Genomic DNA, 26,645 nt, shown 5'->3' on the forward strand with positions numbered 1-26,645 from the left:
GGCTGTGCCAGTGCCTGTAACGCTGTAATTCAGCATGGCGCGTTTCTTGCGTGTAACAAAAGGTTTCCCACCGCTGACGTTGCTTTCCCATTCATCCAAAGAGGTCTTTGCTATGGAATTGAAATGGTTTGAAGATTTTCTCAGTGTTGCACGCTGTTATAGTTTTACCCGTGCCGCGGATGAGCGGCATATCACGCAATCGGCGCTCAGTCGGCGCATCCGGCAACTGGAAGAGTGGCTGGGTGTGCCGTTATTCGATCGTAAAACCTATCCGGTTACGCTCACGCCAGAGGGACAAACCTTCCTCGCAACCGCCAGCGAAACGGTATTTTCCATGTCGCATCTGCGCAATGATCTGCACCAGCGCTACAGTTCGCGCACTGCGGTGTTACGTTTTGCGATGCTAAATACCCTTTCTCTGACGTTCTTCCCTGACTGGATACAGCGATTAAATCTGCAGCCCAATCTCAGCTATATCCGCCTGTGTAATCAAAAACCGACTTTCGCTGAGCACATCTCCACCTTACACAGCGGTGAAACCGATTTTCTACTGACTTACGCGCACGATGCGGTGTCGCTAATACATCAGCTGGCGGCGTATCCCATGGTGCAACTGGGCCGTGAGCGTGCCATTGCCGTGTGTCGCCCGGATAGCAGTGGCAAGCCACTCTATCCGGTGCGCGCGGATGGCGGTCCGATTCCGTGGTTGAGCTATGGACAACATACCTTCTTTGCTCATGCGCTGGCGCAAATGCTCAGCAAACGCCCGCTTCCTCTTGAAGCGGTATATGAAAATGGTATGTCGGTGAATCTCAAAGCCATGGTCCTGGCCGGTGGCGGCGTGGCGTGGTTGCCTCTGAGTCTGGTACATGAAGAACTGGCCAGCGGCAGTTTAGTGCGCGCCGATGACAGCAGCTGGGATATGTCGCTGGCGATTCGGCTCTATCGTCAACCGATTCTGCAAAATTCTCAGGCTGAACAACTGTGGCTGCGAGCATGTGCCAGCGAGACGGCTAATGCGGCCTGACATAAAACTATGCCGTTTTGGAATGGGGAGTGTGAATTGCTCATTGGCCTTACGCTGATGATTTACTCCATGCTGGGGCTTCAGAGAGACGAAAACCTGATCAATCAAGCTGGGGACTATCATGGAAAACAAAGCGTTAGTCTGGAAGTGGGTAGAAGAATATCAAGGGGTATTTTGTGAACTGAGCGATCGCGTCTGGGGCATGCCGGAAATTTGCTATACCGAGTATCGTTCGGTGGCTGAACACACCGCGATGCTAAAACAGCAAGGATTCCGCGTCACAGAAAACGTGGCCGATATCCCCACGGCGGTGATGGGTGAAGCCGGTGAAGGCGGTCCCATCATCGCTTTCCTCGGAGAATATGATGCCTTGCCAGGGTTGAGTCAGGAAGCAGGCGTGGCGCGTTATTCTCCACTGCCGGGCAACGGCCATGGTCATGGCTGCGGGCATAACTTGCTGGGATCGGCTGCCATGCTGGCGGCTACTGCGTTGAAGTCCTGGCTTGAAGAGAGCGGCACACCGGGCCGCGTTCGTTATTATGGCTGTCCGGCAGAAGAAGGCGGTGCGGCCAAATCCTTTATGGCGCGTGCTGGCGCATTCGATGGCGTCGATGTCGCCATCACCTGGCATCCAGGCGCGCATCATGAAGTGGCGAAACCGCTTTCTCTCGCTAACACCCGCATGGATTTCGCTTTCCGTGGCCGCTCATCACACGCTGCGGCTTCACCACATCTTGGGCGCAGTGCGCTGGATGCCGCCGAATTGATGAACGTTGGCGTACAGTTCCTGCGCGAGCACGTGCCGCAAGATTCCCGCATCCATTACGCCTTCCTCGATGCCGGTGGTGTGGCTCCCAATGTGGTACAGGCAAAATCTACCGTGCGCTATGCCATTCGCTCGCGCGATGTCCACGCGATGTTTGAACTGAATGAGCGGGTCAAGCGCGTGGCTCAGGGTGCCGCCATCATGACCGATACCGAAGTGGATATCAGCATCATGAGCGCGGTATCCAACCTGCTTGGCAATCGTCCGTTAGAAGAAGCGATGCAGCGGAATCTGGAAGCGCTTGGTCCGGTGCCATTTGATCAGGCTGACCTCGCCTTTGCAGCTGAAATTCAGGCCACGCTAACAGCGGAAGAGATTGATAACTGCTACCGCAAAACCGGTGTGAAACCCGCCGATCCTAAACCCCTCAGCGATTACATCATTCCGCTCGATACCCACGGAGAGGTCATGATTGGCTCGACCGATGTCGGTGATGTCAGTTGGGTGATCCCGACAGTGCAGGCGCACGTACCCACCATGGCTATTGGAACCCCTGGTCACTCATGGCAACTGACCGCGCAAGGCAAAATGCCGGCCGCACACAAAGCGCTGGGCCATGTCGCGAAAGTCATGGCCGCGACGGCGGTGGACGTGCTAACCGACAAAATACTGATGGCCCAGATGAAGAAAGCCCATTTCGAGCAGGTCAGTGAAAAACCCTATCACTGCCCTATTCCAGCTGAGGTGAAACCACCCATTCAGCCGCGCCCGGATACTCTGTAACGCCTCAGGAGAGATAGATGAAAAACAAGATGTTAACTGCCGCATTGACGCTGGCAGCGACCTGCTGCGCTTCAGCACAGGCCGCAACGCCCGCCGATTCTTTAGTGATGGCGTGGAACATTGATGCCATCAGTACCTGGGATCCGGCGCAGATTGGTGAAGTGGTCACCAGTGAAATCTATTCAAACACCTGTGACACACTGGTTGATTTTCGTGTCAGTGATGAAACGCAACTCGATCCCGCATTGGCCAAAAGTTGGGATGTCTCTGCCGATCGCAAGACCATCACCTTTCATTTACAGGACAACCTGAAATTTGCCGATGGCTCAGCCGCAACTGCCAGCGACCTGGCGTGGTCGATGCAGCGCGTAGTGAAACTGGGCTACGGCAATGCAGCCGCTATCAAGGAGTATGGCTTTGATAAAGATAACGTCGACTCACGCATTAGCGCGCCCGATGACAAAACGCTGGTGATGAGCTTCGATAAAGCTTATCCCACCAATCTGGTGTTGCAGGCGATTGCCGCCAATAACGTCTCTTCCCTGCTTAACCGCAAAGAAGTCGAAAAACAGGCAGTGGATGGCGATCTGGGTCACAAATACCTTTCCACTCATACCGCCTGTGTTGGGCCTTATCAACTGGTGCGCTGGAATGCCGGTGAAGGTGTGGTGCTCCAGGCCACCCTAAACTACTGGGGAAAAGCGCCGGTACTGAAGCGCATTCTGATTCGTCATGTGGCTGAAACCGGCACTCAGCGTCTGCTGGTGACGCAGGGCGATGTGGATATCGCTCGCGATCTCTCAGCTGACGATCTGAAAACGCTGGATCAGGGCGGCAAAGTGAAAGTGGAAAAAGTGTTGAAGCCACAGCTGTTTTTCTGGACCTTCAATAATGAAGACCCCATTTTCCAAAACGAAAAAGTCCGTCTCGCTATGCGCTATCTGATCGATTACGACGGGTTAGCGAAGAGCGTCATGCCTTATCTCGGCGTGCCGCGCGCCAGTTTCGTTCAACAAGGGTCGTTTGGTGCGCTGGATGCCAAACAAGGTCAGCCTTTCCATCTCGATCTGGATAAAGCCAAACAGTTGCTGACGGAAGCCGGTTATCCCAATGGTTTCAGTACGGCGGTGTTGTTTGGCACCCTGCCGCATTCGGCGCCAATCGCGCAAAGCGTACAGCAGAATGCCGCCAAAATCGGCGTGAAACTCAATCTGGAACGCATGGCTAACGCGCAGTTGTTCAGCCGGGTACGTGGCCGGGAATTCCAGAGCGCAATGATGGCGTGGCAAACCTCGGTGCCCGATGCCTACGGCAATGCCTCGCGTCTGGTTTATAACCCTGACAATCGTAAAGAAGCGCGTGCCACGCAATATCCAAGCTGGCGTGCCGCTTATTACGATCCGCAGATGAATCAGAAAGTAGAAACCGCACTGTTAGAACCGGATGACACCAAACGCGCTGCACTCTATGGCGATCTGCAGAAAGAGCAGATGCAAAAAGGGCCTATGGCGATCATGTTCCAGATGTACAACACCGCGGGAATTAGCCCCACGGTGAAAAACTGGACCTGGAACGGTTTTCGCGTTTGGTACGGTGCCGCAAGTAAATAACGGAGGTGGCAGATGTCACAGGTCATGATACCCGTTGCACACAACCCCCCTTCCGCTGGCTGGCGTCTGATAAGACGCCTTGCTCGTGGGCTTATCTCGATTGTTTGCACGCTACTGGGGTTAGCGGCCCTGACCTTCTTTATTGGTCGCTTACTGCCTATCGACCCGGTGGTCGCGATCATCGGCGATAACGCCAGTCAGGAAGCCTACGACAAGATGTTTCATCAGTTGGGGCTGGATCAACCGTTGTGGCACCAATTTGCCGACTACGTCTGGCAACTGCTGCACCTCGATTTTGGTATCGCTCTGACCACCAGCCATCCGGTGGCGCAAGATATCGCGCGCGTCTTCCCCGCTACGCTGGAACTGGCCACCGTGGCGGCCATTATCGGCGTCGGTTTCGGTATTCCGGCGGGCGTGCTGGCGGCAATGTACCGCAACACCTGGTTCGATCATCTGATCCGCTTCGTGGGGCTACTCAGCTATTCCACCCCGCACTTCTGGCTGGGTCTGATGGGATTGCTGCTGTTTTACGCCACGCTCGGCTGGATTGGCGGACCAGGACGCATCGATTTTATCTACGAGTTCGATTTACATCCGGTGACGGGATTCTGGCTGATCGACAGCGCGCTGAGCGGAAACTGGGAAATGTTCCGCAACGTGTTTGGTCACATCATTTTGCCCGCGTCGATTCTTGGCTTGAGCGCGCTGGCTTACATCAGCCGTATGACGCGTAGCTTCATGCTGGAACAACTGTCGCAGGAATACATCATTACCGCTCGCGTGAAGGGTTTGTCGTGGGCGCGATGTGTTTGGGTGCATGCTCTGCGCAATATCGCCGTGCCCACGCTGACAGTGGTGGCCCTTTCCTGGGCCTGGCTGCTGGAAGGCGCGGTACTCACCGAAACCGTATTTGCCTGGCCCGGTTTTGGCCGCTATCTGACCAACGCACTGCTGGCGGGCGATATGAATGCGGTGGTGGGCTGCACACTGCTGATCGGCGCAATTTTTGTCGCAATCAATCTGCTGTGCGATCTGCTTTATCGTCTGTTCGATCCGCGCACGCGTCAGGAGGAAGCATGACCGATTCCGTCAACAAATCGATGCGCGTTAATCCTTCGCGTCACTTACGCGCCTGGCTGCGCGATCCTGCGCCACAGTCACCGTTTCAGGCGCACATGCAGCTGTTATGGATTCAGTGGCAACGCTTTTGCGCTAACCACTCAGCGCTCTTTGGTTTGCTGGTGCTGTTGATGATTGCTGGCGCGGCGGTGTTCGCGCCCTGGTTAGCCACTCACGATATCTATGCCCAAAACCTCGCCTTCCGCCTGCAACCGTTTTCTGCTGAGCACTGGCTGGGCACCGACGAATTGGGACGAGATATTTACAGCCGTCTGCTGTATGGCGCGCGCATCACACTATATATCGCAGGCTTAACCGCGCTGATCATCACACCGATTGGCTTACTGGTCGGCACCAGTGCAGGTTATCTCGGCGGTTGGGTCGATACGCTGCTCATGCGTCTGGTGGATATCTTCCTTGCCTTCCCCAGTTTGATTCTGGCGCTGGCGTTTGTCGCGGCATTGGGGCCAGGCATCGAGAATGCGATCATCGCGATTTCTCTCTCCGCCTGGCCGCCGATTGCCCGCCTTGCGCGCGCCGAAACTCTGGCCATCCGTAAGATGGATTACATCGCGGCGGTACGCTTACAAGGGGCATCCGCCTGGCACATCATCGTGCGACATATCATCCCCATGTGCCTGCCTTCTGTCATCGTGCGCGTCACCCTTAACATGGCGGCGATTATCCTTACCGCCGCTGGACTGGGTTTCCTGGGGCTTGGCGCTCAAGCGCCTAGTCCGGAATGGGGCGCAATGCTGGCTTCCGGCCGCGAGTTCATGCTGAACAATGGCTGGATCGCTGCCATCCCTGGATTAGCAATATTGTTCACCAGTCTCGCCTTCAACCTGTTGGGTGATGGCCTGCGCGACGTAATGGATATCCGCCATGAATAATCTGCTTCAGGTGAAAAACCTCAATATCGTATTTCGCAGCGCGCACGGGGAGCACCGCGCGGTACGTGACGTCTCTTTTCATGTTGGACGTGAGAAAGTGGCGATTGTCGGTGAATCCGGTTCGGGAAAATCACAGACCTGCCGTGCATTGCTACAGCTGACGCCCAAAATCGGTCGCGTCACCGCCGATCAGATGCATTTCGGTGATATTGATCTGCTCAATAGCAGTGAAAAGCAGATGCGCCAGATTCGCGGAAATCGTATTTCAATGATCCTGCAGGATCCCCGCTTCTCGCTTAATCCGCTAATGCGCATTGGCGATCAGGTGGCGGAAGCGTTCAGGTTGCATCGCCGGGTGAGTAAACGCGAAGCCAGAGATCGCGCGCTAACGATGCTGGAATCGGTGCATATTCGCGACGTGGCGAAAGTGGCACGCCTCTATCCCCACGAGATTTCTGGCGGTATGGGCCAGCGCGTGATGATCGCGATGATGCTGATCCCCGAGCCGGATTTGATCATCGCCGACGAACCCACCTCCGCACTGGACGTGACGGTGCGCCAGCAGGTGCTGAACATCCTGAATGAACAGCTGGCGCGGCGTCAAACCGGCCTGCTGTTTATCAGTCATGACCTTAATCTGGTCTCTCGTTTCTGCGATCGCGTGCTGGTGATGTACGCCGGGCGTATTGTCGAAGAGATTCGTGCCGAACGTCTGGAACAGGCGCAGCATCTTTACACGCAGGCATTACTTGCCAGTCAGCCACGTCTGCATCATCCCCTTGATACGCTGCGTGTGCCGACCCGAGATGCCAGCTGGCTCACCGGCCCCTGTTTTCGTGATGGAGTCGCATTATGAATCCCATTCCAACCGCACAACGCAGCATTGAAATGGTGGATGTCAGTATCGCATTCGGTCAGGGAGCACATCGGCGACAGGTGGTTGATAACGTTAGCCTGACGCTGGCACAAGGAGATTGTTACGGCCTGATTGGGGAATCGGGCTGCGGAAAATCCACCATTTTACGCGCACTGGCTGGCCTGAATCACGATTATCAGGGCCATATTCTGTTCAATAATCGTGAACAGCAGCCGCAGCGAGATAAAGCCTTTTATCGCCAGGTGCAGATGGTGTTTCAGGACCCTTACGCCTCGCTCCATCCGAGAAAAATGGTGTGGGCCAGTCTGCGTGAACCGCTGAAGCTGCATGCTATGGACCACCATGAAGCGCGCATCAGCGATGTGCTGCATGCGGTCGGACTTTCCAATGCCTACCGTTATCGTTATCCCCATCAACTTTCTGGTGGTCAACGTCAGCGTGTGGCCATCGCGCGGGCCCTCATTCTGGAACCTTCCGTGCTGTTACTGGATGAGCCGACCTCAGCACTGGACGTCTCAGTTCAGGCTGAAATCCTCAATTTACTCAGCAGCATGCAACGGCAGCGCAGCCTCACTTATTTAATGGTGACGCATGATTTGGCGGTCGTGACACACCTTTGCCGTCGCATCGGCATCATGCATCACGGCAAATTGCTGGAAGAACTCAGTGCGGATAGCGTGCGTCAGGGCGGAGCACGGGAAATCTATACCCGCGAGTTTCTGGCGGCGAGTGAGGCGTGAACCTCTGATCCACACTAAAACGATGAGGCTTTGCCATGTTTGAATCACTTCAGCAACAACTTGAAGGCCAGGCCACTGCCGTGCTGCTGGTGGCGCAGGGTGATGAAATCCTGTTCAGTTACGGCGATGCTGCCCAGCGTTACCCCTGCCACTCGATGCGCAAAAGCTTTCTTAGTGCGCTGATCGGCTGCGCAGTGGCAGAAGGCCGTTTTGATCTCTCCTTAACCTTGCAGACGCTGGGAATCGATGACCGTGAAGGACTGAGCGTCAGCGAGAAACAGGCCACGCTATACGATCTGTTGACCGCCCGTTCTGGCATTTATCATCCGGCGAACTATGAAACCGCCTGGATGCAGCGTATTAAACCCCCGCGCCACCTGCATGCGCCAGGCGAGAACTGGTGCTATAGCAACTGGGATTTTAATGTGCTGGGCAGTGCCTACCGTCAGCTCACGGGAGAGGAGATCAACCAGGCGTTTGCGCAGCGCATTGCCGACCCGCTGGGGATGCAGGATTATCGCGTTGATCAGGACAGTTGGCTGGAACCCGGAGAATTTTCTGATCACCCTGCCTATCCCTTTACGCTCTCAAGTCGCGACCTGCTGCGATTCGGCCAGCTCTTTCTGCAGCAGGGGCGCTGGGGCGATCGACAAATCATCCCGCAACAGTGGGTTCGCACCAGCACCTTGCCTGTTTCGCATGCGGGCGATCGCGGGGGCTACGGCAATATGTGGTGGATCACGCGCGATGGCGTGGCCTGGCCAGAGGTGATCCTGCCAGCGGGCAGTTACTCAGCGCGTGGTGCAGGAGGTCACTTCTGCCTGGTGATGCCGCAACAGAATAGGGTGATCGTACATCGTGTTGACACCCGCACACCGGGGCAAGAGGTGAATCGTTTCCAGATTGGCTCGTTGTTGCACAGGCTGCTCACCGTATTGGACAGGGAGACATCATCATGACGCTCATCGAATCTCTGGCACAGTGGTGTGCCAATCCACCGCCCTTTACTCTTCGTGCTCGTGAACTGGCGATTGACGCCATCATTGATTCCCTGGGTTGCATGGTAGCTGGCCGTAGCGACTTTTCTACCCAGGCGGTGCAGCAGGCATGGCCTCAGATACCCCGTAGCCAGGCGCTCGATGCGTTGTTCAACGCCACGGCCGCTCACGCTATCGACTTTGACGACAACTTTGCACCGGGCATGAGTCACGCATCGGCCGTGTTGGTACCGGCCCTGCTGGCCGTGGCGCAAAACAGCGACGGCGCATCGTTGATACACGCTTATTTAATTGGTCTGCAGGCACAAGCCTATATAGGCGAAGCCATCGGCTATCAGCACTACACTGCTGGCTGGCATGGTACATCCACCGTGGGTTGCATTGGCAGCGCGGCAGGTGTTGCTGCCCTGCTCGGCCAGGATGCAGCAGGGATTGCCCGTACGTTGAGCATTGCGGTAAGTCTGGCCAGTGGGGTCAAAGGCCAGTTTGGCACGCCTCTGAAACCGTTTCATGCCGGAATGGCGGCGCGCAATGCCGTTGAAGCCGCGACGCTGGCGCAAACCGGCATGCAAGGTCGTCTGGATATTCTTGAGTGCGCACAGGGTTTTGCGGAACTCTATGCCGGTCTGTTAAGCCAACCGTCGCTGCCCGGCGCTGAGCAGCATGTCATTGAACAAATCGGTGTGATGCCGAAAAAATATCCGTGCTGCGGGTCTACCCACCGCATTCTCGATGCGATTGCCGATATCCAGCAACAGCAAACATTGCAGATTGACGACATTGAAAGCGTGCACTGCCAGGTGGGGATCGCCAACTGGCGCAATCTTGCCTACCACCAGCCGAAGGATGAAATGCAAGCGCGCTTCTCAATGCAATATTGCGTTGCCATGATGCTCAGGAATGGCACGTTGAGCGTGCAGGACTTTACCGCCGCCAGCGTAAAACAACAGGCAGATGCACAACTGTTGGCGATGATTACCCTTGCGCCCTGGACAGCGGAACAGGAGGCTGAAGACAGAAACTTGCCGCATATCCTCACTTTGCGTTTCAGGAATGGTCAGGAAATTGTCCACGCCAGATTGCGGGCGCGTGGTGCGTTAGACGAACCTTTCAGCACCGACGATCGCCAGGCAAAGTTCTTAGATTGTTGTGCAGCGCTACCCCAGGCAGAATTGCTTTATCAGCGCCTGAAGGAATTAGCGCAGCAAGCTGATTTAACGTTTATACGTCAGCTTATGGTTTAACCCTGACAGTATGGGTAGCAGCCATCGTTGGATGGATCCCGTTCATCGCAGGAGAATACGCTTCGGGAGCAGCGGTGAATCGGATCGGTAGAACAACACCGAATCACCGCTAAATTTATAAGCTCGGAAAATATTTTCACTTCTTTGGCAATATTCACATCGCTCATTCGTCTACCTCAGTACGAGCCAATATCGGCTACTGTAATGAGGAATAACAACAATGAGAGATTTCGATATGCGCAGACAACACCGCCGTGACCACCATTTTGGTGGTCATCGCATGATGAAACCCTTGTTGCTCGGCGTGGTGATCATCGCGGCACTTGGGCTGCTGGTGATGTCGCTGTGGAATGCCGTGCTGCCAGCCATCATCGGCGTGAAGGCGATTGGGTTCTGGCAGGCGATCGGGCTACTGGTATTGTGCCGCATACTGTTTGGTGGCTTAGGTTTCCGCCCCGGCATGTTCGGTATGGCACGTCGTCGCATGCACGAACGCTGGATGCAGATGACCCCAGAACAGCGCGAAGAGTTTATGCAACACCGCCGTGAACGTTCGCACCGTGGACGCCGCGATCGCTGTGACTGGCATGGCCGTCGCGATGATGCGCGCTCACCCTCCGACGAGGCTCCCGCTAAATCGTCAGACGCAGAGTAAACGACATGGCGCAGGATTCTCTGCTGATGTCCGCGTTGAACGCCTGTCGGGCAAAATTGAGCGCATTTATTCGCGGCCGCACCTCGATCCGTGAAGATGCCGACGATATCCTGCAGGAAGTGACCTATAAGCTCATGCAGGTTGAGCAACCGGTGGAAAATGTCGCGGCCTGGTTATTCCGTGCCGCACGCAATGAAATGACCGACCGGGCGCGAAAGAAGCGTGAACTGCCGCTAGCCGATCTGATGAACGGCGATGAGGAGGCGGATTTTCCCGAAGATGAGCTGGCTGAAACGCTATTTGGCGTGCCGGAAACGCCGGAAGATGAGTATCTCAAAGCACTGCTATGGGAAGAACTGGAGGAAGCCTTAGCGGAACTGCCACTCGCTCAGCGCAAAGTGTTCGAAAAAACGGAGTTGTTGGGTTACAGCTACAACGAGCTGTCTGAAGAGAGCGGCATCAGCGTCCAGGCGCTGTTATCACGCAAACACAAAGCGGTGCTTTCTCTGCGTACGCGATTGCGCAGTCTTTATGATGAGCTTACCGCTGAGTAATGAAAACATGGCGTTTTACTGACTGAATCGTAAACAGAATGGCTGCTACTTATCGTAAATAGCAGCCTATATTTCCAGCTACCACCAGACCGCTTCTTCCCTTGGTTGCACAATGTTCACGGCTTGTCCGATGACCGGTAAAGATAATTTAATTTTTTGCTCACGCGCCAGCGCCGCTATTTGTATCAGGGGGTCATTCCAGTGATGGAAAGCAAGATCGAAGGCCGCGTTATGAATGGGCATTAACCATTTTCCCTTTAGATCCTGAAACGCACGGATGGTATCCCCTGGCATCATGTGAATATCCGCCCATCGGCTGTCATAAGCCCCATTTTCAAGGCAGGCAACATCAAATGGACCGTATTTATTACCGATTTCTTTAAAGCCCGGAAAATAGCCGGAGTCACCGCCAAAAAATAAACGAAATTCATCGGTGATGATGCTCCATGAACACCACAAACGTTTATTGCCGTCAAACAAACCACGTCCGGAAAAGTGCTGCGACGGTGTGGCGACAAAATGCACCTCGCCCACCTCCGTAGATTGCCACCAATCCAGTTGGGTGATCTTCTCCTCAGCCACTCCCCACTTCGCCAGCAAATCGCCGACGCCCAGCGGAGCGAGGAAATAGCGAACACGATCTTTCAACTGCATGATCGTCTGGTAATCCAGATGATCATAATGGTCATGGGATAAAATAATGCCCTCAATAGGCGGTAAATCGCTCAGCTCGATGGGTGCAGCCTGAAAACGCTTTGGCCCGAGCCACTTAAAGGGAGACGCTCGCAGATTAAATACTGGATCAGTAAGCCAATACTTGCCTTTCAATTTGAGCAGCAGCGATGAATGCCCCAGTCGAAACACACTGTTGTCGGCTGCAATGGCGAGCGCCTCGGACGTGATGGGCTGCACAGGTAATTGCTGCTGAGGTACCGTTTCTTTTGGCTTGTTGAACGCCAAATCCCAGAACATCTTCATATATTCGCTGAATTTCAACGGCTGCCGGGGAGCAGCATTGGTGAAACGCTTGCCATCGAACTGTGCGGATTGCGGATAACCCTTGATGGCACTGCGGGAGATGCCTGAACAATTCAACATTGATCTTTTCCTGGCCGGATACGATGGCTCACAATACCGTGTTTTAGTGAACCCTATATGGCATAACGGGCGGTCTGGTCATGATATTCAACCTTCAGATGACTTTTCATTTCCTGAGCGCTAAAGTCACTCTTTTGTTTGATTTTTCGAGGGAAAATGAAACCTTTATTTGTATACGGCACCTTGCAACCAGGTCATTCAAATGCGCATATTCTGGACAGTATCGGTGGAGAGTGGCTGCCCGGAACGGTCAACGGCATCTTCTATGAACGCGGTTGGGGCGCGGCAGCGGATTTTCCCGGCATTGTGCTGGACAACAATGCGGGCCTTGTCAAAGGCTCACTCTTCTTCTCAGAGCATCTGACCGCGCACTGGCCAATGCTGGATGAGTTCGAGGAGGGCTATGATCGTGTTGATGTTGAAGTCACCACCCTCGAAGGAGAGAAAATCACAGCGTGGATTTATCAGTTACAGCCGCCACAGGCCTAATCTGCCCTGCTCTTTTCCAGCCAAAGCAAGCGCAATACCCACGATACCTTGCGAAATGAGAATACATCTGGCTACTGTGGCACAGGTATTCTCTGCGGTATGGGTTGCAGCACGCTCGCACTTAATAAGCCAGGCTAAAATGAATGCAAACCGCATCAAGGAGCATTCAGATGAGCAAACTCTGCACCGCCTGCAGTACTTCTTATGAAGATGATCCAGGCATCTCAAATTGCAAAATTTGCGAAGACGATCGGCAGTTTGTGCCTGTCAAAGGGCAGCAATGGTTGGCATTCTCGGCTCTGCGTGCCACACATCAAAATAAATGGCAGCAGCATCTAAAGGGATTATTCAGCCTGCAAACTGTCCCGAGTTTCGCCATCAACCAACGTGCTTTTTTACTGCAAAGCGCGCAGGGGAATATTCTCTGGGACTGCATTGCGAATCTGGATGACGCCACGGAATCATTGATACACGCACTCGGCGGTATTGATGCCATTGCCATTTCTCATCCCCATTACTACAGCACCATGCAAGACTGGGCTGCGGCATTTGATGCGCCCATCTATTTGCATGAGGATGATCGGGAATGGATTATGCGCCAGAGCTCGCATATTCATCTCTGGCAAGGTGACGAATTGGATTTACTGCCCGATGTCACGTTATTACGCCTGGGTGGGCATTTTAAAGGAGGCTGTGTACTGCACTGGTCGCAACATGATGGCGTGCTGTTGAGTGGTGATGTTGTGCAAGTGACACCCGGTGCAAATTCCGTGTCATTTATGTGGAGCTATCCCAACATGTTGCCGCTTTCAGCAGCTACGGTGAATAAGCTGATTCACCGACTGGATAAGGTCACCTTCTCGCAGATTTATGGCGCTTTTGCCGGTCGGGAAATGACACAGCAGGCACAATCCATTGTCAGACAGGCAGCTAAACGTTATATCCGCTGCCTGCAATAATTAACCTGCCAGCCCGGTATTCACCCGTTTACCGATTTCTTTTAGCTGAGAATACTTTTCCAGCAAGGACGGGCCATCATCAAGGCTCATGGCAAACATCCATAAATAGGTCATGACCGAATAAATATGGCCTGCGCTCATACCGCCTTTTAACGCCATCACGCTGATCGTGATGCCAAACAGCAGTGCGGAGGCAATACCAATCGACAAATAGCCAATCGCTTCGCGGTCAGACAAACGAATCCGCACTTGCGCCAGAAAGTGATAATGGCGATTAAGCTTCTGTTTGCCTGCGGTACTGACAAAACCCACTTCCCGCTCCAGTCGATCATTCATCCGCCCGATAAGCGATTCATTTTTTCGTGTGTAGCCCGGCAAGAATCCGGCAAACAGCAGCAAAACCGCTAAACACGCCAATCCGGCCCAGGGTTCAATGGTGAGTAACATCACCACGGCACCACACATCGAGGCCGCGGAGGTGATCAACATCGGAAGATGCGTTTCAAAAAAATCCACAAACTGGCGTGAAAGCGTCACCCTTGCCGCAATGGCGGAATGGCTGTGCGCCTCTTCACGCTGAGCGAGGATCACGGGCACTGCCAGACCGGCATAAATGCGTGCAAAAGTGCGGGTGTCCATGGTGCGGCGCGCTGCGCCAATCAACCACATAATCATCACTAAACCGGCATAAAACAGGCCGTGAAGTGCGTTGCCATGCATGATGGCGTTGATCGCGAAACCCGCCAGCAACGGGTAAAGCAGGTAAACCACATTTTCAGCGATCACCAGCATCAGGGTTAGCAGTAATTTTTTCTTATTACGTTTCGCCAGCACTTTCAGTGTATTAAGGGCGCTGCGTGAGGCCCCGCTTGATATATTTTCAGGTATGATTTGCATTAGATTACGTTCAAATTGATACTTTTGAGCGGTTGCTCAAAAGTGGCAAAAGTGTATTTGAGCACTTGCTCAAAGTCAACGGCGGTGGTGATGAAAGAGACAACAGCAGAATTGCGTGAAAAGATTCTGGATACAGCGGTGGCACTGTTCATCGAAAAAGGTTTAGAGAATGTGAAAACCCGCGAACTGACGACACAGTTGGGATTATCCCGTAGCCACATTTATCACTACTTTTCAGGCTGGGCGTCATTGAGTCTGGAGGCGTGCGCGCGCTTCGCACAAAAAGATCTTCAGGAATTTACGCAGCAAATTGGAATGCTGCCCTTTCATGAAAGACTGGAAGCCTTTATTGCCGATTATCTGCCGCTGGAACCGGATGCGGTATGGCAGCTTTACAGCTCACTTTGGCGAAAAGCCACTACGGAAGTCGACTATGCCGAACTGGCCACTCAGGTAACAAAGCAGTGGCATGCACTGATGACCGACATCATACGTGATGGGATAAATGCAGGTGTTTTTCGTCAGGCTGATGCAGAACAGGTAGCGCGGCAGCTCAGTGCTATGCTGAACGGCTATGCGGATTTACTCATTGTGGTGCAGGAAGCTGAAGCGCGGGAACAGGCAATCAGCGATCTGCATGCCTTTATTAAACTCGCGCTTTGAATAATAGAAATTTTTCGATTCAGGACGTGGTCACTGAACTGTCCGATTTGGCGACAAAATAGTTATCGTGTTTTTCAATCGTGACGCCGCGTTCACGCCAGTATGCTGCCATATTGAAAAACGCATCACTGGTTAAATTGAAGCCAATAATAACTGAAGGGTGTTTACCGCTACTCAGAAACGAGTTTAACTGCTCCATATCCAACGCTTTAACAGACTCCATCATCTTCTCCCGATCTATAACAAGATAATCTGCTTCAACAGATTATCTTGTAAGTCTCTTGATGCACAATGCAGTTATATTAATATTACAATCTGCAAAAAATCCGATGAAGGATTGCGGTCACCCGCTTTAAAACCCGCAGATTCTCTGATTAATGAGATCGATCTCAGCTCTGAAGAGTGCAATTTACCCTTAAAGCGAAACGTAAAAACTGCGGGTTTTCTTGATGATTGCTTGCTGGATATATCAACAACGCACAACGTCACTCACCGATATTAATTATTATTTGCTATACATCGGTGCTTTTTAGACCGGACGAAATTTCGACGAACGAATCAATCACGGATGTACAGACGTCCAGACGTATATTATAGTCCGTCTCCTACGTTACCCAGGGACTCGTACTATGAACAAATTACTCGTTACCACCCTTCTCGCCGCTGCGGTTTCACTGCTGAGCGCCTGCGACAACAACAAAGACAATGCCATCAAAGTCGCCATTAACACCGGTCCTGACGAAGCGCTCTGGCAGACCGTTAAACAGGTCGCTCATGATAAATATCATCTGGATGTCGATGTGGTGGCATTTAACGATTATGTACAACCGAACGAAGCCCTGTTCAATAAAGATGTCGATGCCAACGCCTTCCAGAGCCTGCCTTATCTGAAGATGCAGTCGAAAGAGCGTGGCTATAAGTTCGACGTGGTCACCAACACGTTTGTGTTCCCTATTGCCGGCTATTCCCGCAAGATCAAAGCGCTCGATGCACTGCCAGATGGCGCGACCATCACCATCTCTAACGAAGCGACCACTCTCGGTCGCAGCCTGCTGCTGTTACAAGCTCAGGGACTAATCAAGGTGAAACCTGAAGCCGGCCTGCTGCCTACCACGCTGGATATCACGGATAATCCGAAGAAGCTTAAAATCGTTGAAGTGGATACCCCGCAACTGGCCCGCACTCTCGACGATCCGCAGGTGTATATCTCCATCATCAATAACAACTTTGCCGCGCTGGTTAACCTCTCCGCGTCGAAGGATGGCATGTTTATGGAAGGCAAAGCGTCGCCGTATGTGAATGCGATTGTGGCGCGCGAAGATAACAAAGACAGCGCGAATGTGCAGAAGCTGAAAGAGGCTTTCCAGTCGCAGGAAGTGCTGGATAAAGCTAACGAGATTTACAAAGGCGACATTATTAAGGGTTGGTAATAGCCGCTTAATAAGCCGCGCAACAGGCGTGTTGCTCGGCTTTTTATTATTTAAAATCCACTGCCATCAATTCAGCGATGGTTGAATCCTGTGTCGAGGTCACGCAGCGGTGCAGGTAATCAGTAAATTTCGAAGAGGGCGGCATGCCTAACTCCAGCAACTTCTCATTGCAGAACACCACGTTGAGTTTGGAGAAATGGCCGTAAAGATTCATGGCGCGCAACACAATCCGCTCATTGCACGGCCCAAATAACGACGCGAAGTTTTTCTTACTTTCGGCCAGTTCGCGATAATTCACTTTCTGATAACTCTCGCCCACGGGCACATTGCCTGAGGCTTTCGCCATCGCTTTATCAATCTCCGCGAAGGTGACACTGCTGTTGAGGCCCGCCGAAATGTGAATAATGCTTTTATCGACGTTTTCAGCGGTCAACAACAGCTCCAGCGCATCTGCACAATAATCCACAGGCACCACATCAATACGATCGTCCAGCTCACACATAAACTTACCCAATGTCAGTGCCATGCGGAACACCCAGAAAATACTCGGCGATGGCGTGCAGCCATGATCGGAATGGCCCACAACAATAGAGGGACGCGCAATAACCAGCGGCAGTTCGGGCAACATCTCGCTCATCATTTTTTCCACCGTGGCTTTACTCCAGGTGTACTCAACTATGTGCTGATCGCGCAGCGTATTCAGTTTGCTCTCGGTCACCAGGGTGTTAGCTTCCGGCGCACAAGACATTGCCGTTCCGACATGAATAAAGCGCTTAAGTCCGCTGACCTGATTCATACGACTCGCGAAGGTGAAAGCTCCTTCAACGTTAACTTTCCAGATGTAAGGATTCGCCCCAAACGAAGCCACAGCCGCACAGTTGAGCACATGTGTAACGCTATCCAGACGCGGGTCGGCAGTAAACCGCTCTGGTTCCGCGAGATCGCCAATAAGAATATTATCTGTGGTCAGTGTATCCAACAGATTTTGTGCCACGCCAAATTTAGCCAGATTGGATTGCAACCGACTCAGTCCTTCGGCGGGTGAATCACCGCGCACCAGCAGTAACAGTCGATTATTCTCGCTTTTCTTCAATAAGTTAACCGTTACTGCTCCGCCTAAAAATCCGGTTGCGCCAGTAATTAAAATCGTATTCATAGTATTCAGTTATCAGTTGGTTTCTGGACGAAAACGGTCCATTGAGCGTGGCTTCGAATGTATGCCAGCGAAGATAAATGGCGAATAAATGCGATCTGCACAAGGTGAGGGAAAAAGCGGTCCAGTTAGCTTTCGTTTATCTCTGATAACCCTCCGTCATTTTATTTCTCACCGTTCGTCTATTCTGAGATTAAAAAACCGCCGCGATATAAAAATGTCGTAAAAATTTCGCCGCCAGGCGTAAAAATGCAGGTCACAAAACCACCACCCGCTATTAACCATTCGGGTAAACAGGTATGTTCGCCGTCATAGACACAGCCATCGCCGTTCCACGCTGATAAGAAACAGGAAATATATGAGTCAGACCGAGAAACAGTCTCTGCCTGCTGGCATGTTGGCCGCCGCAGGGATCGTGTTTGGGGATATCGGTACCAGCCCGCTTTACACCCTGAAAGAGTGCCTGTCGATCTTACCGGATGGATCAATCTCAACCACTGCCGTGATGGGTTTTCTGTCACTGATTTTCTGGGCGTTAACCCTGATCGTTACCCTGAAATATGTCTGCTTTGTCATGCGTGCCGACCATGATGGTGAAGGCGGTATTTTAACGCTGATGTCACTGGCGCGTCGTAACGTCGGTCCGAAGATTGGTCACATCATCATTCTGGCCGGTTTGACGGGTGGCGCCTTCTTTTACGGTGATGGCATCATCACGCCGGCGATTTCGGTGCTCTCCGCCATTGAAGGGATTGAGGTGGTTTCTCCGCATCTCGACAAATACGTGGTCCCACTGGCGGTACTCATACTCACGCTGTTGTTCTTCATCCAGAAACACGGTACGGAAAAAGTCAGTAAGGTGTTTGGGCCGGTGATGTTTATCTGGTTTGTTTCGATTGGCTTACTGGGCATTCGTGGTATCGCACTCAATCCCACAGTATTGCAGGCGCTTAACCCCAGCTATGCCCTGACCTTCTTAATGACGCACGAGGCTCTCGCCTTTGCCGCGATGGGCATGGTGGTGCTGGCCGTCACCGGTGCTGAAGCGCTGTATGCGGATATGGGACATCTCGGCAAAGCGCCGATCCGCCTGGCGTGGCTAGTAATTGCCATGCCTGCCCTGGTGCTCAATTACTTTGGCCAGGGTGCACTGGTGATTGCGGATGCGAAGACGATCAATAACCCGTTCTTCAACCTCGCGCCGGGCTGGGGACAGATACCCTTGATTGTGCTGTCAACGCTCGCCACGGTGATCGCAGCCCAGTCGGTGATTACCGGCGTTTACACCCTGACGCATCAAGCGATTCGTCAGGGGTTTCTGCCACCCATGCGTATTGTGTTCACCTCGCATACTGAATCTGGCCAAATCTACATTCCCGTGGTGAACTGGCTGCTGTTTGTTGCGGTAACGGTGATTGTGCTGGCGTTCCGTCAGTCCTCGGCCCTCTCCTCCGCTTACGGTATCGTGGTGACCGGCACTATGGTGATCACCGCCTGTCTGGCCGGCGTGGTGGCGCTGCGTAACTGGAAATGGCCACTGCCGCTGGCGGTGATTTTCCTGCTATGTATGCTGAGCATTGACGTGCCGCTGTTTGCGGCGAACCTGATGAAACTGCTGTCAGGCGGTTGGGTTCCGGTACTGATGGCGCTGACCATGATGGGGTTGATGCTGATCTGGAGCACCGAGCGTAATCGGTTAATCAAAAAATTGAACAACGATCCGGAAAGCCTGCAGGCGCTGGTGAAATCACTGGAAACCAATCCGCCCAGTCGTGTACCGGGTACTGCCATCTTCCTGGCGCGTAAAGAGTTTGAGATTCCACAGGCGCTGCTGCATAACCTCAAGCATAACCGGGTGCTGCATAAGCGCGTGGTGTTGCTGAACATCCGCACGACAGATACGCCACGCGTGCACAATCAGAAGCGCATCACCATCACCCAACTTTCGCCGTCCTTTTGGCAGGTAACCGCGGCATACGGCTGGCGAGAAGTCCCTTCAATGGCGGAGGTTTTACACCTGTGCGGACTGGAAGGTTTTGGCTGCACGCTGAATGAAGCGTCTTTCTTTACCTCACACGACACCCTGGTGATGAAAAAACGCCGCGGACTGGCAAGAATAAAAGGCGGCATCTTTCACTTCTGCCAACGCAATGCGCTGCGTGCGCATGAGCAATTTAATATTCCACCCAATCGCGTTATCGAACTGGGTGGACAACGCGAGTTTTAACAAAATGGGGCGTGCATGACGCCCCAATCAACTTATTGCCCTGCCACAAATGTAACCAGATGAAAGAATATTCCCGAAAGTTTAACGGAGTTGTGCCTGAACTTTTCTTAACAACTAATTAGCAATTAAAGCTAAAACGCATAACCTCAAAAGGTGTTTATTAAGCCTACCGGCACTCATTACCTGCCGTGCGCAACTGTCGGAATGTATAAAATCACCATCAACAATAAAATGCATAGCTTCGAAATCGGCTCAGCAGTTATTTTGAGGAGTAAGACCATGAAAGAACTTATTAATGACGTTATCTCTATTTTCACACCGCAAAATGTTAAACCCGTTTTAGTCCGTGCGGATTTGACCCATCGTGAATTATCATCGATTCATCCTGTGGGCTTTACTTCCGTGAGCTGGGCCACTTCGATGGAAGAACTGACTGATGCGATTGTGAAAAAAACGCTCGCTGCAGGGGCCGTGGGTTATCACATCACTGATGTTGAATCCCATGAGCCGGGCCACGATGGTCAACATGTAATGGCGGCTACCGCAACCCTGTACCATATCAATAGCAAAGTGGCGTACGGCTGATGTTAACCACCCCCTTCGCTGTTGCATTTAAGCCTGCCACTCTTGTGACAGGCTTTTATCTGCAAAGTATTCGGCGAGAAAATCAATAAACACTTTCATGCGCGGCGATTCCGATGTCCGTTGCGTATACACCGCCCAGATATTCGCCTGCTGATACCACTGCGGTAAAACATGGACCAATTCGCCAGTGCTGAGATAAGGCGTTACATCCCATGCCGAGCGGAGCGCAATCCCGTGTGACTTCAACGCCCAGTTTAAAATGACCTTGCCACTGTTTGAAGAATAATGGCTATTAAGGCGGCACAATACCTGTTGCTCACCGTCAGTCAGCGCCCAATTGCCGAAGGAATTGTTCTTTTCATTAATAATAAGACAGCTGTGATTAATTAAGTCATCCAGCGAATTGACGGCACCTGAACGGGCTAAATATTCAGAGGATGCGCAAAGAATACGCCGATTCACGGCCAGTTTACGCGCAATATAAGAGTGATTCAGATTATCGCCGACCTGAATATCCACATCGGTACCGGACTGCATCAGATCAATCTCTCGATCGCTCAGAATTAGTTTGATATTTAAAGACGGATGCTGAGTAATAAACGCCGAAATGGCATCTGAAAGATAGGCCTGACCAAAACCCAACGAACAGCCGACGGTCAACTCACCACTTAATTCACCACGCCATTGCTGAAAATTGCTTAGAAACGCATCCATCTCTTGCACCACTTGCCGCGCGCCCTCCAGCGCTTTCTCACCCTCCGGTGTGAGTCGCATCACGCGGTTAGTACGGAAAAAAAGCCGCGTGTCGAGTTGCTTCTCAAGAATGGCAATACGCTTACTGATGTACGAGGGAGACTGGCCCAGCTCCACGGCAGCACGAGCAAAGCCGCCATGGCGCGCCACGCTGATAAATACATAGAGATCTTCGACAGAGGGCCAGCCCTGCAGCGGTTTCTGGACATTTTTTCCAGCAAGCAATAGCTTCATATCATCACGCGGTAAGCCAACATCGAGCGGTTATAGCACAGAATCGAGAAAGCCCTGAAGCTGCATTAAAAACACCTCAGGGACTTCTTCCTGAGGAGAATGTCCGCAAGGCAGCGCACTGCCCTGCACATTGATGGCCTTGTCCTGCCAGGTGACAACTACATCGTATAGCTGACCGACCGTGCCCTTTTCCCCCCACAGCAACTGCAATGGGCAAGCGATGCGTTTGTCGCTGTCCTCTGCATCGTGCTCTAAATCCACCGTGGCGGCCGCGCGATAATCTTCGCAGACGGCGTGGATCATCTCGGGTTGCTGATAGCAGCGCAAATAATCATTGAATACCGCTTCTGAAGTCGCCCCCGCTGTCTTGAGTTGACCATCAATATGTTTTCGCAGGAAGAAAGCCGGATCGTGTCCGATCATTGTCTCCGGCAGTGGATAAGGCTGGATCAGAAAGAACCACCAAAAATAGCGCGTAGCAAACGCCTTATCGGTCTGCGCATACATGGTGGCAGTCGGGGCGATATCGACGAAAGTGCCGCAAGCCACTTTCTCCGGATGGTCAAGCGCCAGACGATGACCCACCCGCGCACCGCGATCGTGTCCGACAAACGCCACACGCGAAAGACCCAGTGCATCAATCAACTGGCTGATATCTTCAGCCATGGCGCGTTTTGAATAGGCCAGATGGCGTTCGTCGCTGGCGGGTTTGTCGCTGTCGCCGTAGCCGCGCAGATCAGGCAGGATCACCTGGTATTTTTGCGCCAGCTGCGGAGCGATTTTACGCCACGCCAGATGATTTTGTGGATGCCCGTGCAGCATCAGCAACGGCGGTCCTTCGCCCCCGATTGCCACGCGTAGTGTGATACCGTTGCTCAGCGTGACCGCTTTCAAGGCAAATCCGTCGATAAACGGCGATGCGCCGCAATCCTTGATATCACTCATGCTGTTGGTCCTTTAACCCGCTGCAGCCAGGGGCGCTGAGCAAAGTGCCGATGTTCAAACTGCGTAATGTCAGTCTCGTATTGGAGCGTCCAGTCTACCGCGCTGCCGCCGCCCATTAACATCTCACGTTTGAGCGCGCTGACCTCAAAATGCAACACCTGCTGATTGAAGGTGAGGGTCTTATCTTCCAGAGAAACCGTAATTTGGTTGTGTTCTGCATCAGCGCTAGCAGCGCTGAGCTGCTGATACGCCTCCTCACTTAGCGTTAGCGTCAATACGCCGTTGCGCTGGCAGTTATCGTCAAAGATGCCGGCAAAACTGGTGCCGATGATGGCGCGAATGCCCAGCTGATTGAGTCCCCACACCGCATGTTCGCGACTGGAACCACAGCCAAAGTTGGGTCCTACCAGCAAGAATGCCGCGTTCTTTCCGGCAGGCTGGTTGAGGATAAACGCGGGATTCGCACTGCCGTCGGGCAAAAATCGCAGGTCAAAGAACACGCCCCGATCCAAACCCTGGCGATCGATGCCTTTCAGAAACTGCTTTGGCATGATCACATCCGTATCAATGTTGGCCGCCGGTAAATGGGCAATGCGTCCGGTGATGCTGTGAAAAGCGTCCATATTAAACCTCTACTGTCGTGAAGTTGCGTACATCGACCAGATGACCGGCCACCGCAGCGGCGGCGACCATCGCCGGGCTCATTAAATGGGTTCGTGCTCCTGCACCCTGGCGGCCCGCAAAATTGCGGTTGGTTCCTGAAGCACAGCGATCGCCGGGTTCCAGGACATCTTCATTCATTGCCAGGCACATTGAGCACCCCGACTGCCGCCACTCAAAACCTGCATTGATAAAAATGTCGGCTAAGCCTTCAGCCTCTGCTTGCTGACGCACCTGTGTGGAGCCTGGCACGATGATCCCGCGCACGTGTCGGGCGATTTTGCGCTCGCCAATCACCGCTGCTGCAGCGCGCAAATCTTCGATTCTGCCGTTGGTACAGGAGCCAATAAACGCATGGGTGATGGCGATGTCAGACAGGCGCATGCCAGGTTCCAGCCCCATATATTTCAGTGCGGCTTGTATTGCCTGCTGTTTAATCAAATCGGGTTCGTATTGCGGATCAGGTACACAGCCGCCAATAGCACAGGTCTGATCCGGGCTGATGCCCCAGGTCACTTTAGGTTCAAGGTCGCTGCAATCCAGCTCAATCGCACGGTCGAATTTGGCCCCGTCATCACTGCGCAAAGTCATCCATTCGGCCTTTGCCTGCTCCCACAATGCACCCGTTGGCATTTGCGGTTTGCCCTGGATGTAGGCGAATACCTTCTCATCTGGCGCAATAATCGCTCCGCGTGCACCGGCCTCGACAGCCATATTGCACAGCGTCATGCGCCCTTCCATACTCAGCGCGTCAATCGCCGGGCCGTCAAACTCGATGGCATAACCGGTTGCCCCTGAGGCGCCAATATCTTCAATCAACGCCAGAATGATGTCTTTAGCCGAACAGCCATAAGGCAGCTCACCCGTTACCGTGACGCGCATGGTTTTCAGCGTGCGATAAATCAGAGTTTGCGTAGCGAGAAGATGTTCAATTTCTGACGTTCCGATGCCGAAACCCAACGCACCAAATGCGCCATAGGTGGTGGTGTGGCTGTCACCGGCGGCAATCACCATACCGGGCATGACCAGCCCCTGCTCATGCGCAACCACATGCTCGATGCCCTGGCGCGGGTCCATGACATCAAACAGTTCGATGCCAAAATGGGCGGCATTTTGACGGAAGTAATCCACCTGCAGCTGCCCGCCGGCATCGGTCATCGCATCGTCACGCTCAGGACGCGTGGGATTTACGTGATCGACATTGAATAAGATAGTCGCCGGACGACGTACCGGGCGATGATGTTCACGCAGCCCGCTAAAGGCCTGCGGGCTGGTGTATTCGTTGAGTATTGATCGATCAATATAGAGCAACACATGCCCTTCATCGTCTAACTGACGTACCACATGCTGATCGATCAGTTTTTCATACAGTGTTTTGTTAGCCATGCGATTGCCCACATAAAAGTATCAACAAGTCATTAGAGACTCTAGGGTAATACAGTTGTGGTTAAGACTATGAACACAGTACGTGAAGTGATGGTTTATGAAGTGTGTTTAATGGGCGACCTCACAGCCGCCGATAGAAGTATGATGCTACTGCAAGCGTTCGAAGCGATAAGGTGCGGGATCGATAAGCGGCGTATGCCCGGTCACCAAATCTGCGGCTAACTGCCCGGCTGCGGGTGATGTCCCGAAACCATGCCCTGAAAAGCCCGTCGCCAAAGTTAGCCCAGGTATCGATGCCACTGGGCCAATCACCGGGTTCGAATCCGGGGTAACATCTATCACGCCAGCCCATGACTCCGCCATCTCCGCCTGCTGGAACACCGGCCACGCCGCGCGCAGGTTGCGCATCGCTTCCTGGTTCAGTGCTGGATTGGCAAGAGGGTCCAGCGTGCGGACCTGCTCAAAAGGTGAACGCCGATCGTTGCGCCAGCGACGTGCCAGTGCAAGATCCTTCACAAAGTATTTGCCCAGCGAAATCCGCAGGTTGTCACGCGCCTGCCGTAGCTGAGGCATATAACGTGTGCCGATCAATAGATGATCAAGCGTTATTGGCGCATCCAGCGCACCGCGTTGAGTGATGATAAAGCCACCGTCCTGGTGTTTTCGGAATGAGAAGTCAGGAGCGCCCACCGCTATATTGGCCGGTCCTTCCAGCGGTTTGGTACGCATCACCGAACAAATCAGCGGCAGCGTCGGCAGATTAATACCGTGATTGCCAAGGAAACGACGCGACCAGGCACCTGCCGCCAGCAACACCTGGTCACAACGAATCTCACCGCGTTCGGTCATCACACCACTGACCTTGCCGTTGCTGGTGACCAGGCCACGCACCGCACAGTGATCCATGATAATCGCCCCCCTGGCGATGGCGGCATTCGCCATCGCGCTGGCCGCCAGCGTGGGTTCGGCTCGCCCGTCGGAAGCAGTGTAAATCCCGCCTGCCCATTTCTCCGCACCGCCTGGCACTTGTGCTGCAATTTGTGCGTGGCTGAGCAAGCGCGTATCCAGGCCAGCGGCACTAACCCCGCTTAACCATTTTTCATGCAGTGACATCTGCTGCTCGTTGCGTGCCACAAACATAATGCCAGCCTGACGATAGCCTACATCGCTGCCAACCCGCGCGGCCATCCCCGCCCACAGACGATCGGCGGCCTGCGCCAGCGGGATATCCTCCAGCGCACGGCTGGTTTTACGGATCCAGCCGAGATTGCGGGAAGACTGTTCGCCCGCAATCCGCCCCTTTTCCAACACCACGACGGGAATATTGCGCTCCGCCAGCGTCAGTGCGGCGGTCAACCCTACCATCCCGCCGCCAATAACGACCACCGTGGTGGCATCCGGCAACGTTGGCGAAGGCGTAACCGGAGAAATAACAGGTGCCATAGCGCGTCTCCCACCCTTACAGGGCTACGGTAATTTCCTGAACCTGAGCGTTACCGGCCCCGCGATAGGCCGTAACTTCCAGTTCAACTTTATAAACGGTCGATCCCAGCGGCGGGCAAGTCACTGTCGAGGCGGGATTAATTCCGCGGAACTTCTCACCAATGATCGCCATCACTGCAGGTACATCCGCCGGATCCTGAATAAACACGCGCGAGCACACCACATCCTGTAATGAGGCATCGATGGCTGCCAGTGCGGCTTCGATATTGGCAAACACCTGCAAAGTCTGCTCGCGCAGGTCTTCGGGAATTTCTTTGGTTTGTGGGTTGCGACCGGCAGTGTTGGAGACATAAATCCAGTTATCCACGGCCACGATGCGCGAATAACTCGCCTGCTCTTCAAATTTCGAACCGGTTTTTACTTTAATGATATTGGTCATGATGTTTTCTCTATT

General features: G+C 53.2%; 27 protein-coding genes. 17 read left to right on the plus strand and 10 right to left on the minus strand.

Going from position 1 to position 26,645, the window contains the following annotated elements:
• Window positions 1–112 precede the first annotated feature (112 nt).
• From AC6I8L_RS22025 to AC6I8L_RS22075, 11 genes are all read left to right on the plus strand, one after another.
• Window positions 113–1,027: a LysR family transcriptional regulator gene (locus tag AC6I8L_RS22025; protein WP_058962178.1), complete on the plus strand. Its 915-nt coding sequence runs from the start codon at window positions 113–115 to the stop codon at window positions 1,025–1,027.
• Window positions 1,028–1,148: 121 nt separating this feature from the next.
• Window positions 1,149–2,576 (plus strand): M20 family metallopeptidase, encoded by a 1,428-nt coding sequence (locus AC6I8L_RS22030; protein ID WP_058962157.1) that lies wholly within the window; start codon window positions 1,149–1,151, stop codon window positions 2,574–2,576.
• Window positions 2,577–2,593: 17 nt separating this feature from the next.
• On the plus strand, window positions 2,594–4,186 hold the full coding sequence (locus AC6I8L_RS22035; RefSeq protein ID WP_498014746.1) for an ABC transporter substrate-binding protein: 1,593 nt from the start codon (window positions 2,594–2,596) through the stop codon (window positions 4,184–4,186).
• A gap of 12 nt (window positions 4,187–4,198) precedes the next feature.
• Window positions 4,199–5,269 (plus strand): ABC transporter permease, encoded by a 1,071-nt coding sequence (locus AC6I8L_RS22040; protein WP_058962158.1) that lies wholly within the window; start codon window positions 4,199–4,201, stop codon window positions 5,267–5,269.
• A complete protein-coding gene (locus AC6I8L_RS22045; RefSeq protein ID WP_058962159.1) occupies window positions 5,266–6,201 on the plus strand; it encodes an ABC transporter permease in 936 nt (311 codons plus the stop codon). Before AC6I8L_RS22040 ends, AC6I8L_RS22045 begins: the two co-directional genes overlap by 4 nt.
• Complete coding sequence (locus AC6I8L_RS22050) at window positions 6,194–7,057, plus strand: ABC transporter ATP-binding protein (RefSeq protein WP_058962160.1); 864 nt, start codon at window positions 6,194–6,196, stop codon at window positions 7,055–7,057. Before AC6I8L_RS22045 ends, AC6I8L_RS22050 begins: the two co-directional genes overlap by 8 nt.
• The gene (locus tag AC6I8L_RS22055; protein WP_058962161.1) at window positions 7,054–7,818 is read left to right on the plus strand and encodes an ABC transporter ATP-binding protein; all 765 of its coding nucleotides are present in this window, start codon (window positions 7,054–7,056) and stop codon (window positions 7,816–7,818) included. The genes AC6I8L_RS22050 and AC6I8L_RS22055 overlap by 4 nt, the downstream gene beginning before the upstream one ends.
• A 35-nt stretch (window positions 7,819–7,853) precedes the next feature.
• Complete coding sequence (locus AC6I8L_RS22060) at window positions 7,854–8,777, plus strand: serine hydrolase domain-containing protein (RefSeq protein ID WP_058962162.1); 924 nt, start codon at window positions 7,854–7,856, stop codon at window positions 8,775–8,777.
• The gene (locus AC6I8L_RS22065) at window positions 8,774–10,060 is read left to right on the plus strand and encodes an MmgE/PrpD family protein (RefSeq protein WP_058962163.1); all 1,287 of its coding nucleotides are present in this window, start codon (window positions 8,774–8,776) and stop codon (window positions 10,058–10,060) included. Before AC6I8L_RS22060 ends, AC6I8L_RS22065 begins: the two co-directional genes overlap by 4 nt.
• Before the next feature lie 220 nt (window positions 10,061–10,280).
• Window positions 10,281–10,715: a hypothetical protein gene (locus AC6I8L_RS22070; protein ID WP_034823957.1), complete on the plus strand. Its 435-nt coding sequence runs from the start codon at window positions 10,281–10,283 to the stop codon at window positions 10,713–10,715.
• Window positions 10,716–10,720: 5 nt separating this feature from the next.
• Entirely contained in the window at window positions 10,721–11,269 is a 549-nt protein-coding gene (locus AC6I8L_RS22075; RefSeq protein ID WP_058962164.1) for an RNA polymerase sigma factor, read from the plus strand.
• Window positions 11,270–11,347: 78 nt separating this feature from the next.
• Here AC6I8L_RS22075 and AC6I8L_RS22080 read toward each other — a convergent pair whose 3' ends face one another.
• Complete coding sequence (locus AC6I8L_RS22080; RefSeq protein WP_058962165.1) at window positions 11,348–12,367, minus strand: MBL fold metallo-hydrolase; 1,020 nt, start codon at window positions 12,365–12,367, stop codon at window positions 11,348–11,350.
• Window positions 12,368–12,523: 156 nt separating this feature from the next.
• On the opposite strand from AC6I8L_RS22080, the gene AC6I8L_RS22085 reads away from it, so the two are divergent.
• Both AC6I8L_RS22085 and AC6I8L_RS22090 read left to right on the plus strand, forming a co-directional pair.
• The gene (locus AC6I8L_RS22085; protein ID WP_058962166.1) at window positions 12,524–12,856 is read left to right on the plus strand and encodes a gamma-glutamylcyclotransferase family protein; all 333 of its coding nucleotides are present in this window, start codon (window positions 12,524–12,526) and stop codon (window positions 12,854–12,856) included.
• 170 nt (window positions 12,857–13,026) lie between these two features.
• The gene (locus tag AC6I8L_RS22090; protein WP_058962167.1) at window positions 13,027–13,815 is read left to right on the plus strand and encodes an MBL fold metallo-hydrolase; all 789 of its coding nucleotides are present in this window, start codon (window positions 13,027–13,029) and stop codon (window positions 13,813–13,815) included.
• On the opposite strand, the gene AC6I8L_RS22095 is transcribed toward AC6I8L_RS22090, so the two are convergent.
• On the minus strand, window positions 13,816–14,712 hold the full coding sequence (locus AC6I8L_RS22095) for an ABC transporter six-transmembrane domain-containing protein (protein ID WP_479400113.1): 897 nt from the start codon (window positions 14,710–14,712) through the stop codon (window positions 13,816–13,818).
• A gap of 90 nt (window positions 14,713–14,802) precedes the next feature.
• Here AC6I8L_RS22095 and AC6I8L_RS22100 point away from each other — a divergent pair, with 90 nt between their 5' ends.
• A complete protein-coding gene (locus tag AC6I8L_RS22100; RefSeq protein WP_034823968.1) occupies window positions 14,803–15,375 on the plus strand; it encodes a TetR/AcrR family transcriptional regulator in 573 nt (190 codons plus the stop codon).
• A 19-nt stretch (window positions 15,376–15,394) separates the two neighbouring features.
• Here the strand turns inward: AC6I8L_RS22100 and AC6I8L_RS22105 are convergent, their stop codons facing one another.
• On the minus strand, window positions 15,395–15,601 hold the full coding sequence (locus tag AC6I8L_RS22105) for a hypothetical protein (protein ID WP_153012345.1): 207 nt from the start codon (window positions 15,599–15,601) through the stop codon (window positions 15,395–15,397).
• A gap of 403 nt (window positions 15,602–16,004) precedes the next feature.
• On the opposite strand from AC6I8L_RS22105, the gene AC6I8L_RS22110 reads away from it, so the two are divergent.
• Window positions 16,005–16,805 (plus strand): MetQ/NlpA family ABC transporter substrate-binding protein, encoded by an 801-nt coding sequence (locus AC6I8L_RS22110; RefSeq protein ID WP_058962168.1) that lies wholly within the window; start codon window positions 16,005–16,007, stop codon window positions 16,803–16,805.
• A 46-nt stretch (window positions 16,806–16,851) separates the two neighbouring features.
• Here the strand turns inward: AC6I8L_RS22110 and AC6I8L_RS22115 are convergent, their stop codons facing one another.
• The gene (locus AC6I8L_RS22115) at window positions 16,852–17,961 is read right to left on the minus strand and encodes an SDR family oxidoreductase (RefSeq protein ID WP_058962169.1); all 1,110 of its coding nucleotides are present in this window, start codon (window positions 17,959–17,961) and stop codon (window positions 16,852–16,854) included.
• Between the two features lie 355 nt (window positions 17,962–18,316).
• On the opposite strand from AC6I8L_RS22115, the gene kup reads away from it, so the two are divergent.
• On the plus strand, window positions 18,317–20,185 hold the full coding sequence (gene kup, locus AC6I8L_RS22120) for a low affinity potassium transporter Kup (RefSeq protein WP_058962170.1): 1,869 nt from the start codon (window positions 18,317–18,319) through the stop codon (window positions 20,183–20,185).
• Between the two features lie 279 nt (window positions 20,186–20,464).
• Window positions 20,465–20,770, plus strand: coding sequence for a YdgH/BhsA/McbA family protein (locus AC6I8L_RS22125; protein ID WP_045815559.1), 306 nt, complete (start codon window positions 20,465–20,467; stop codon window positions 20,768–20,770).
• A 27-nt stretch (window positions 20,771–20,797) separates the two neighbouring features.
• Here the strand turns inward: AC6I8L_RS22125 and AC6I8L_RS22130 are convergent, their stop codons facing one another.
• The 6 genes from AC6I8L_RS22130 to AC6I8L_RS22155 all read right to left on the minus strand — a co-directional run bounded on the left by AC6I8L_RS22130 (window position 20,798) and on the right by AC6I8L_RS22155 (window position 26,630).
• Window positions 20,798–21,757, minus strand: coding sequence for a LysR family transcriptional regulator (locus AC6I8L_RS22130; protein ID WP_058962171.1), 960 nt, complete (start codon window positions 21,755–21,757; stop codon window positions 20,798–20,800).
• Between the two features lie 30 nt (window positions 21,758–21,787).
• Window positions 21,788–22,702, minus strand: a complete 915-nt coding sequence (locus AC6I8L_RS22135) for an alpha/beta fold hydrolase (RefSeq protein ID WP_058962172.1) — start codon at window positions 22,700–22,702, stop codon at window positions 21,788–21,790.
• A complete protein-coding gene (gene leuD / locus AC6I8L_RS22140) occupies window positions 22,699–23,325 on the minus strand; it encodes a 3-isopropylmalate dehydratase small subunit (RefSeq protein ID WP_058962173.1) in 627 nt (208 codons plus the stop codon). The genes AC6I8L_RS22135 and leuD overlap by 4 nt, the downstream gene beginning before the upstream one ends.
• A gap of 1 nt (window position 23,326) precedes the next feature.
• The gene (gene leuC, locus AC6I8L_RS22145; protein WP_058962179.1) at window positions 23,327–24,748 is read right to left on the minus strand and encodes a 3-isopropylmalate dehydratase large subunit; all 1,422 of its coding nucleotides are present in this window, start codon (window positions 24,746–24,748) and stop codon (window positions 23,327–23,329) included.
• A 147-nt stretch (window positions 24,749–24,895) separates the two neighbouring features.
• Complete coding sequence (locus AC6I8L_RS22150; protein WP_058962174.1) at window positions 24,896–26,191, minus strand: NAD(P)/FAD-dependent oxidoreductase; 1,296 nt, start codon at window positions 26,189–26,191, stop codon at window positions 24,896–24,898.
• 16 nt (window positions 26,192–26,207) lie between these two features.
• Complete coding sequence (locus AC6I8L_RS22155; protein ID WP_058962175.1) at window positions 26,208–26,630, minus strand: RidA family protein; 423 nt, start codon at window positions 26,628–26,630, stop codon at window positions 26,208–26,210.
• Window positions 26,631–26,645: the final 15 nt, after the last annotated feature.

The sequence above is a fragment of the Type-E symbiont of Plautia stali genome (assembly GCF_059731115.1).

Coding starts and splice junctions, on each gene's coding strand:
- AC6I8L_RS22025 (WP_058962178.1), top strand. CDS start 113: ATGGAATTGAAATGGTTTGAAGATTTTCTCAGTGTTGCACGCTGTTAT.
- AC6I8L_RS22030 (WP_058962157.1), top strand. CDS start 1,149: ATGGAAAACAAAGCGTTAGTCTGGAAGTGGGTAGAAGAATATCAAGGG.
- AC6I8L_RS22035 (WP_498014746.1), top strand. CDS start 2,594: ATGAAAAACAAGATGTTAACTGCCGCATTGACGCTGGCAGCGACCTGC.
- AC6I8L_RS22040 (WP_058962158.1), top strand. CDS start 4,199: ATGTCACAGGTCATGATACCCGTTGCACACAACCCCCCTTCCGCTGGC.
- AC6I8L_RS22045 (WP_058962159.1), top strand. CDS start 5,266: ATGACCGATTCCGTCAACAAATCGATGCGCGTTAATCCTTCGCGTCAC.
- AC6I8L_RS22050 (WP_058962160.1), top strand. CDS start 6,194: ATGAATAATCTGCTTCAGGTGAAAAACCTCAATATCGTATTTCGCAGC.
- AC6I8L_RS22055 (WP_058962161.1), top strand. CDS start 7,054: ATGAATCCCATTCCAACCGCACAACGCAGCATTGAAATGGTGGATGTC.
- AC6I8L_RS22060 (WP_058962162.1), top strand. CDS start 7,854: ATGTTTGAATCACTTCAGCAACAACTTGAAGGCCAGGCCACTGCCGTG.
- AC6I8L_RS22065 (WP_058962163.1), top strand. CDS start 8,774: ATGACGCTCATCGAATCTCTGGCACAGTGGTGTGCCAATCCACCGCCC.
- AC6I8L_RS22070 (WP_034823957.1), top strand. CDS start 10,281: ATGAGAGATTTCGATATGCGCAGACAACACCGCCGTGACCACCATTTT.
- AC6I8L_RS22075 (WP_058962164.1), top strand. CDS start 10,721: ATGGCGCAGGATTCTCTGCTGATGTCCGCGTTGAACGCCTGTCGGGCA.
- AC6I8L_RS22080 (WP_058962165.1), bottom strand. CDS start 12,367: ATGTTGAATTGTTCAGGCATCTCCCGCAGTGCCATCAAGGGTTATCCG.
- AC6I8L_RS22085 (WP_058962166.1), top strand. CDS start 12,524: ATGAAACCTTTATTTGTATACGGCACCTTGCAACCAGGTCATTCAAAT.
- AC6I8L_RS22090 (WP_058962167.1), top strand. CDS start 13,027: ATGAGCAAACTCTGCACCGCCTGCAGTACTTCTTATGAAGATGATCCA.
- AC6I8L_RS22095 (WP_479400113.1), bottom strand. CDS start 14,712: ATGCAAATCATACCTGAAAATATATCAAGCGGGGCCTCACGCAGCGCC.
- AC6I8L_RS22100 (WP_034823968.1), top strand. CDS start 14,803: ATGAAAGAGACAACAGCAGAATTGCGTGAAAAGATTCTGGATACAGCG.
- AC6I8L_RS22105 (WP_153012345.1), bottom strand. CDS start 15,601: ATGATGGAGTCTGTTAAAGCGTTGGATATGGAGCAGTTAAACTCGTTT.
- AC6I8L_RS22110 (WP_058962168.1), top strand. CDS start 16,005: ATGAACAAATTACTCGTTACCACCCTTCTCGCCGCTGCGGTTTCACTG.
- AC6I8L_RS22115 (WP_058962169.1), bottom strand. CDS start 17,961: ATGAATACGATTTTAATTACTGGCGCAACCGGATTTTTAGGCGGAGCA.
- kup (WP_058962170.1), top strand. CDS start 18,317: ATGAGTCAGACCGAGAAACAGTCTCTGCCTGCTGGCATGTTGGCCGCC.
- AC6I8L_RS22125 (WP_045815559.1), top strand. CDS start 20,465: ATGAAAGAACTTATTAATGACGTTATCTCTATTTTCACACCGCAAAAT.
- AC6I8L_RS22130 (WP_058962171.1), bottom strand. CDS start 21,757: ATGAAGCTATTGCTTGCTGGAAAAAATGTCCAGAAACCGCTGCAGGGC.
- AC6I8L_RS22135 (WP_058962172.1), bottom strand. CDS start 22,702: ATGAGTGATATCAAGGATTGCGGCGCATCGCCGTTTATCGACGGATTT.
- leuD (WP_058962173.1), bottom strand. CDS start 23,325: ATGGACGCTTTTCACAGCATCACCGGACGCATTGCCCATTTACCGGCG.
- leuC (WP_058962179.1), bottom strand. CDS start 24,748: ATGGCTAACAAAACACTGTATGAAAAACTGATCGATCAGCATGTGGTA.
- AC6I8L_RS22150 (WP_058962174.1), bottom strand. CDS start 26,191: ATGGCACCTGTTATTTCTCCGGTTACGCCTTCGCCAACGTTGCCGGAT.
- AC6I8L_RS22155 (WP_058962175.1), bottom strand. CDS start 26,630: ATGACCAATATCATTAAAGTAAAAACCGGTTCGAAATTTGAAGAGCAG.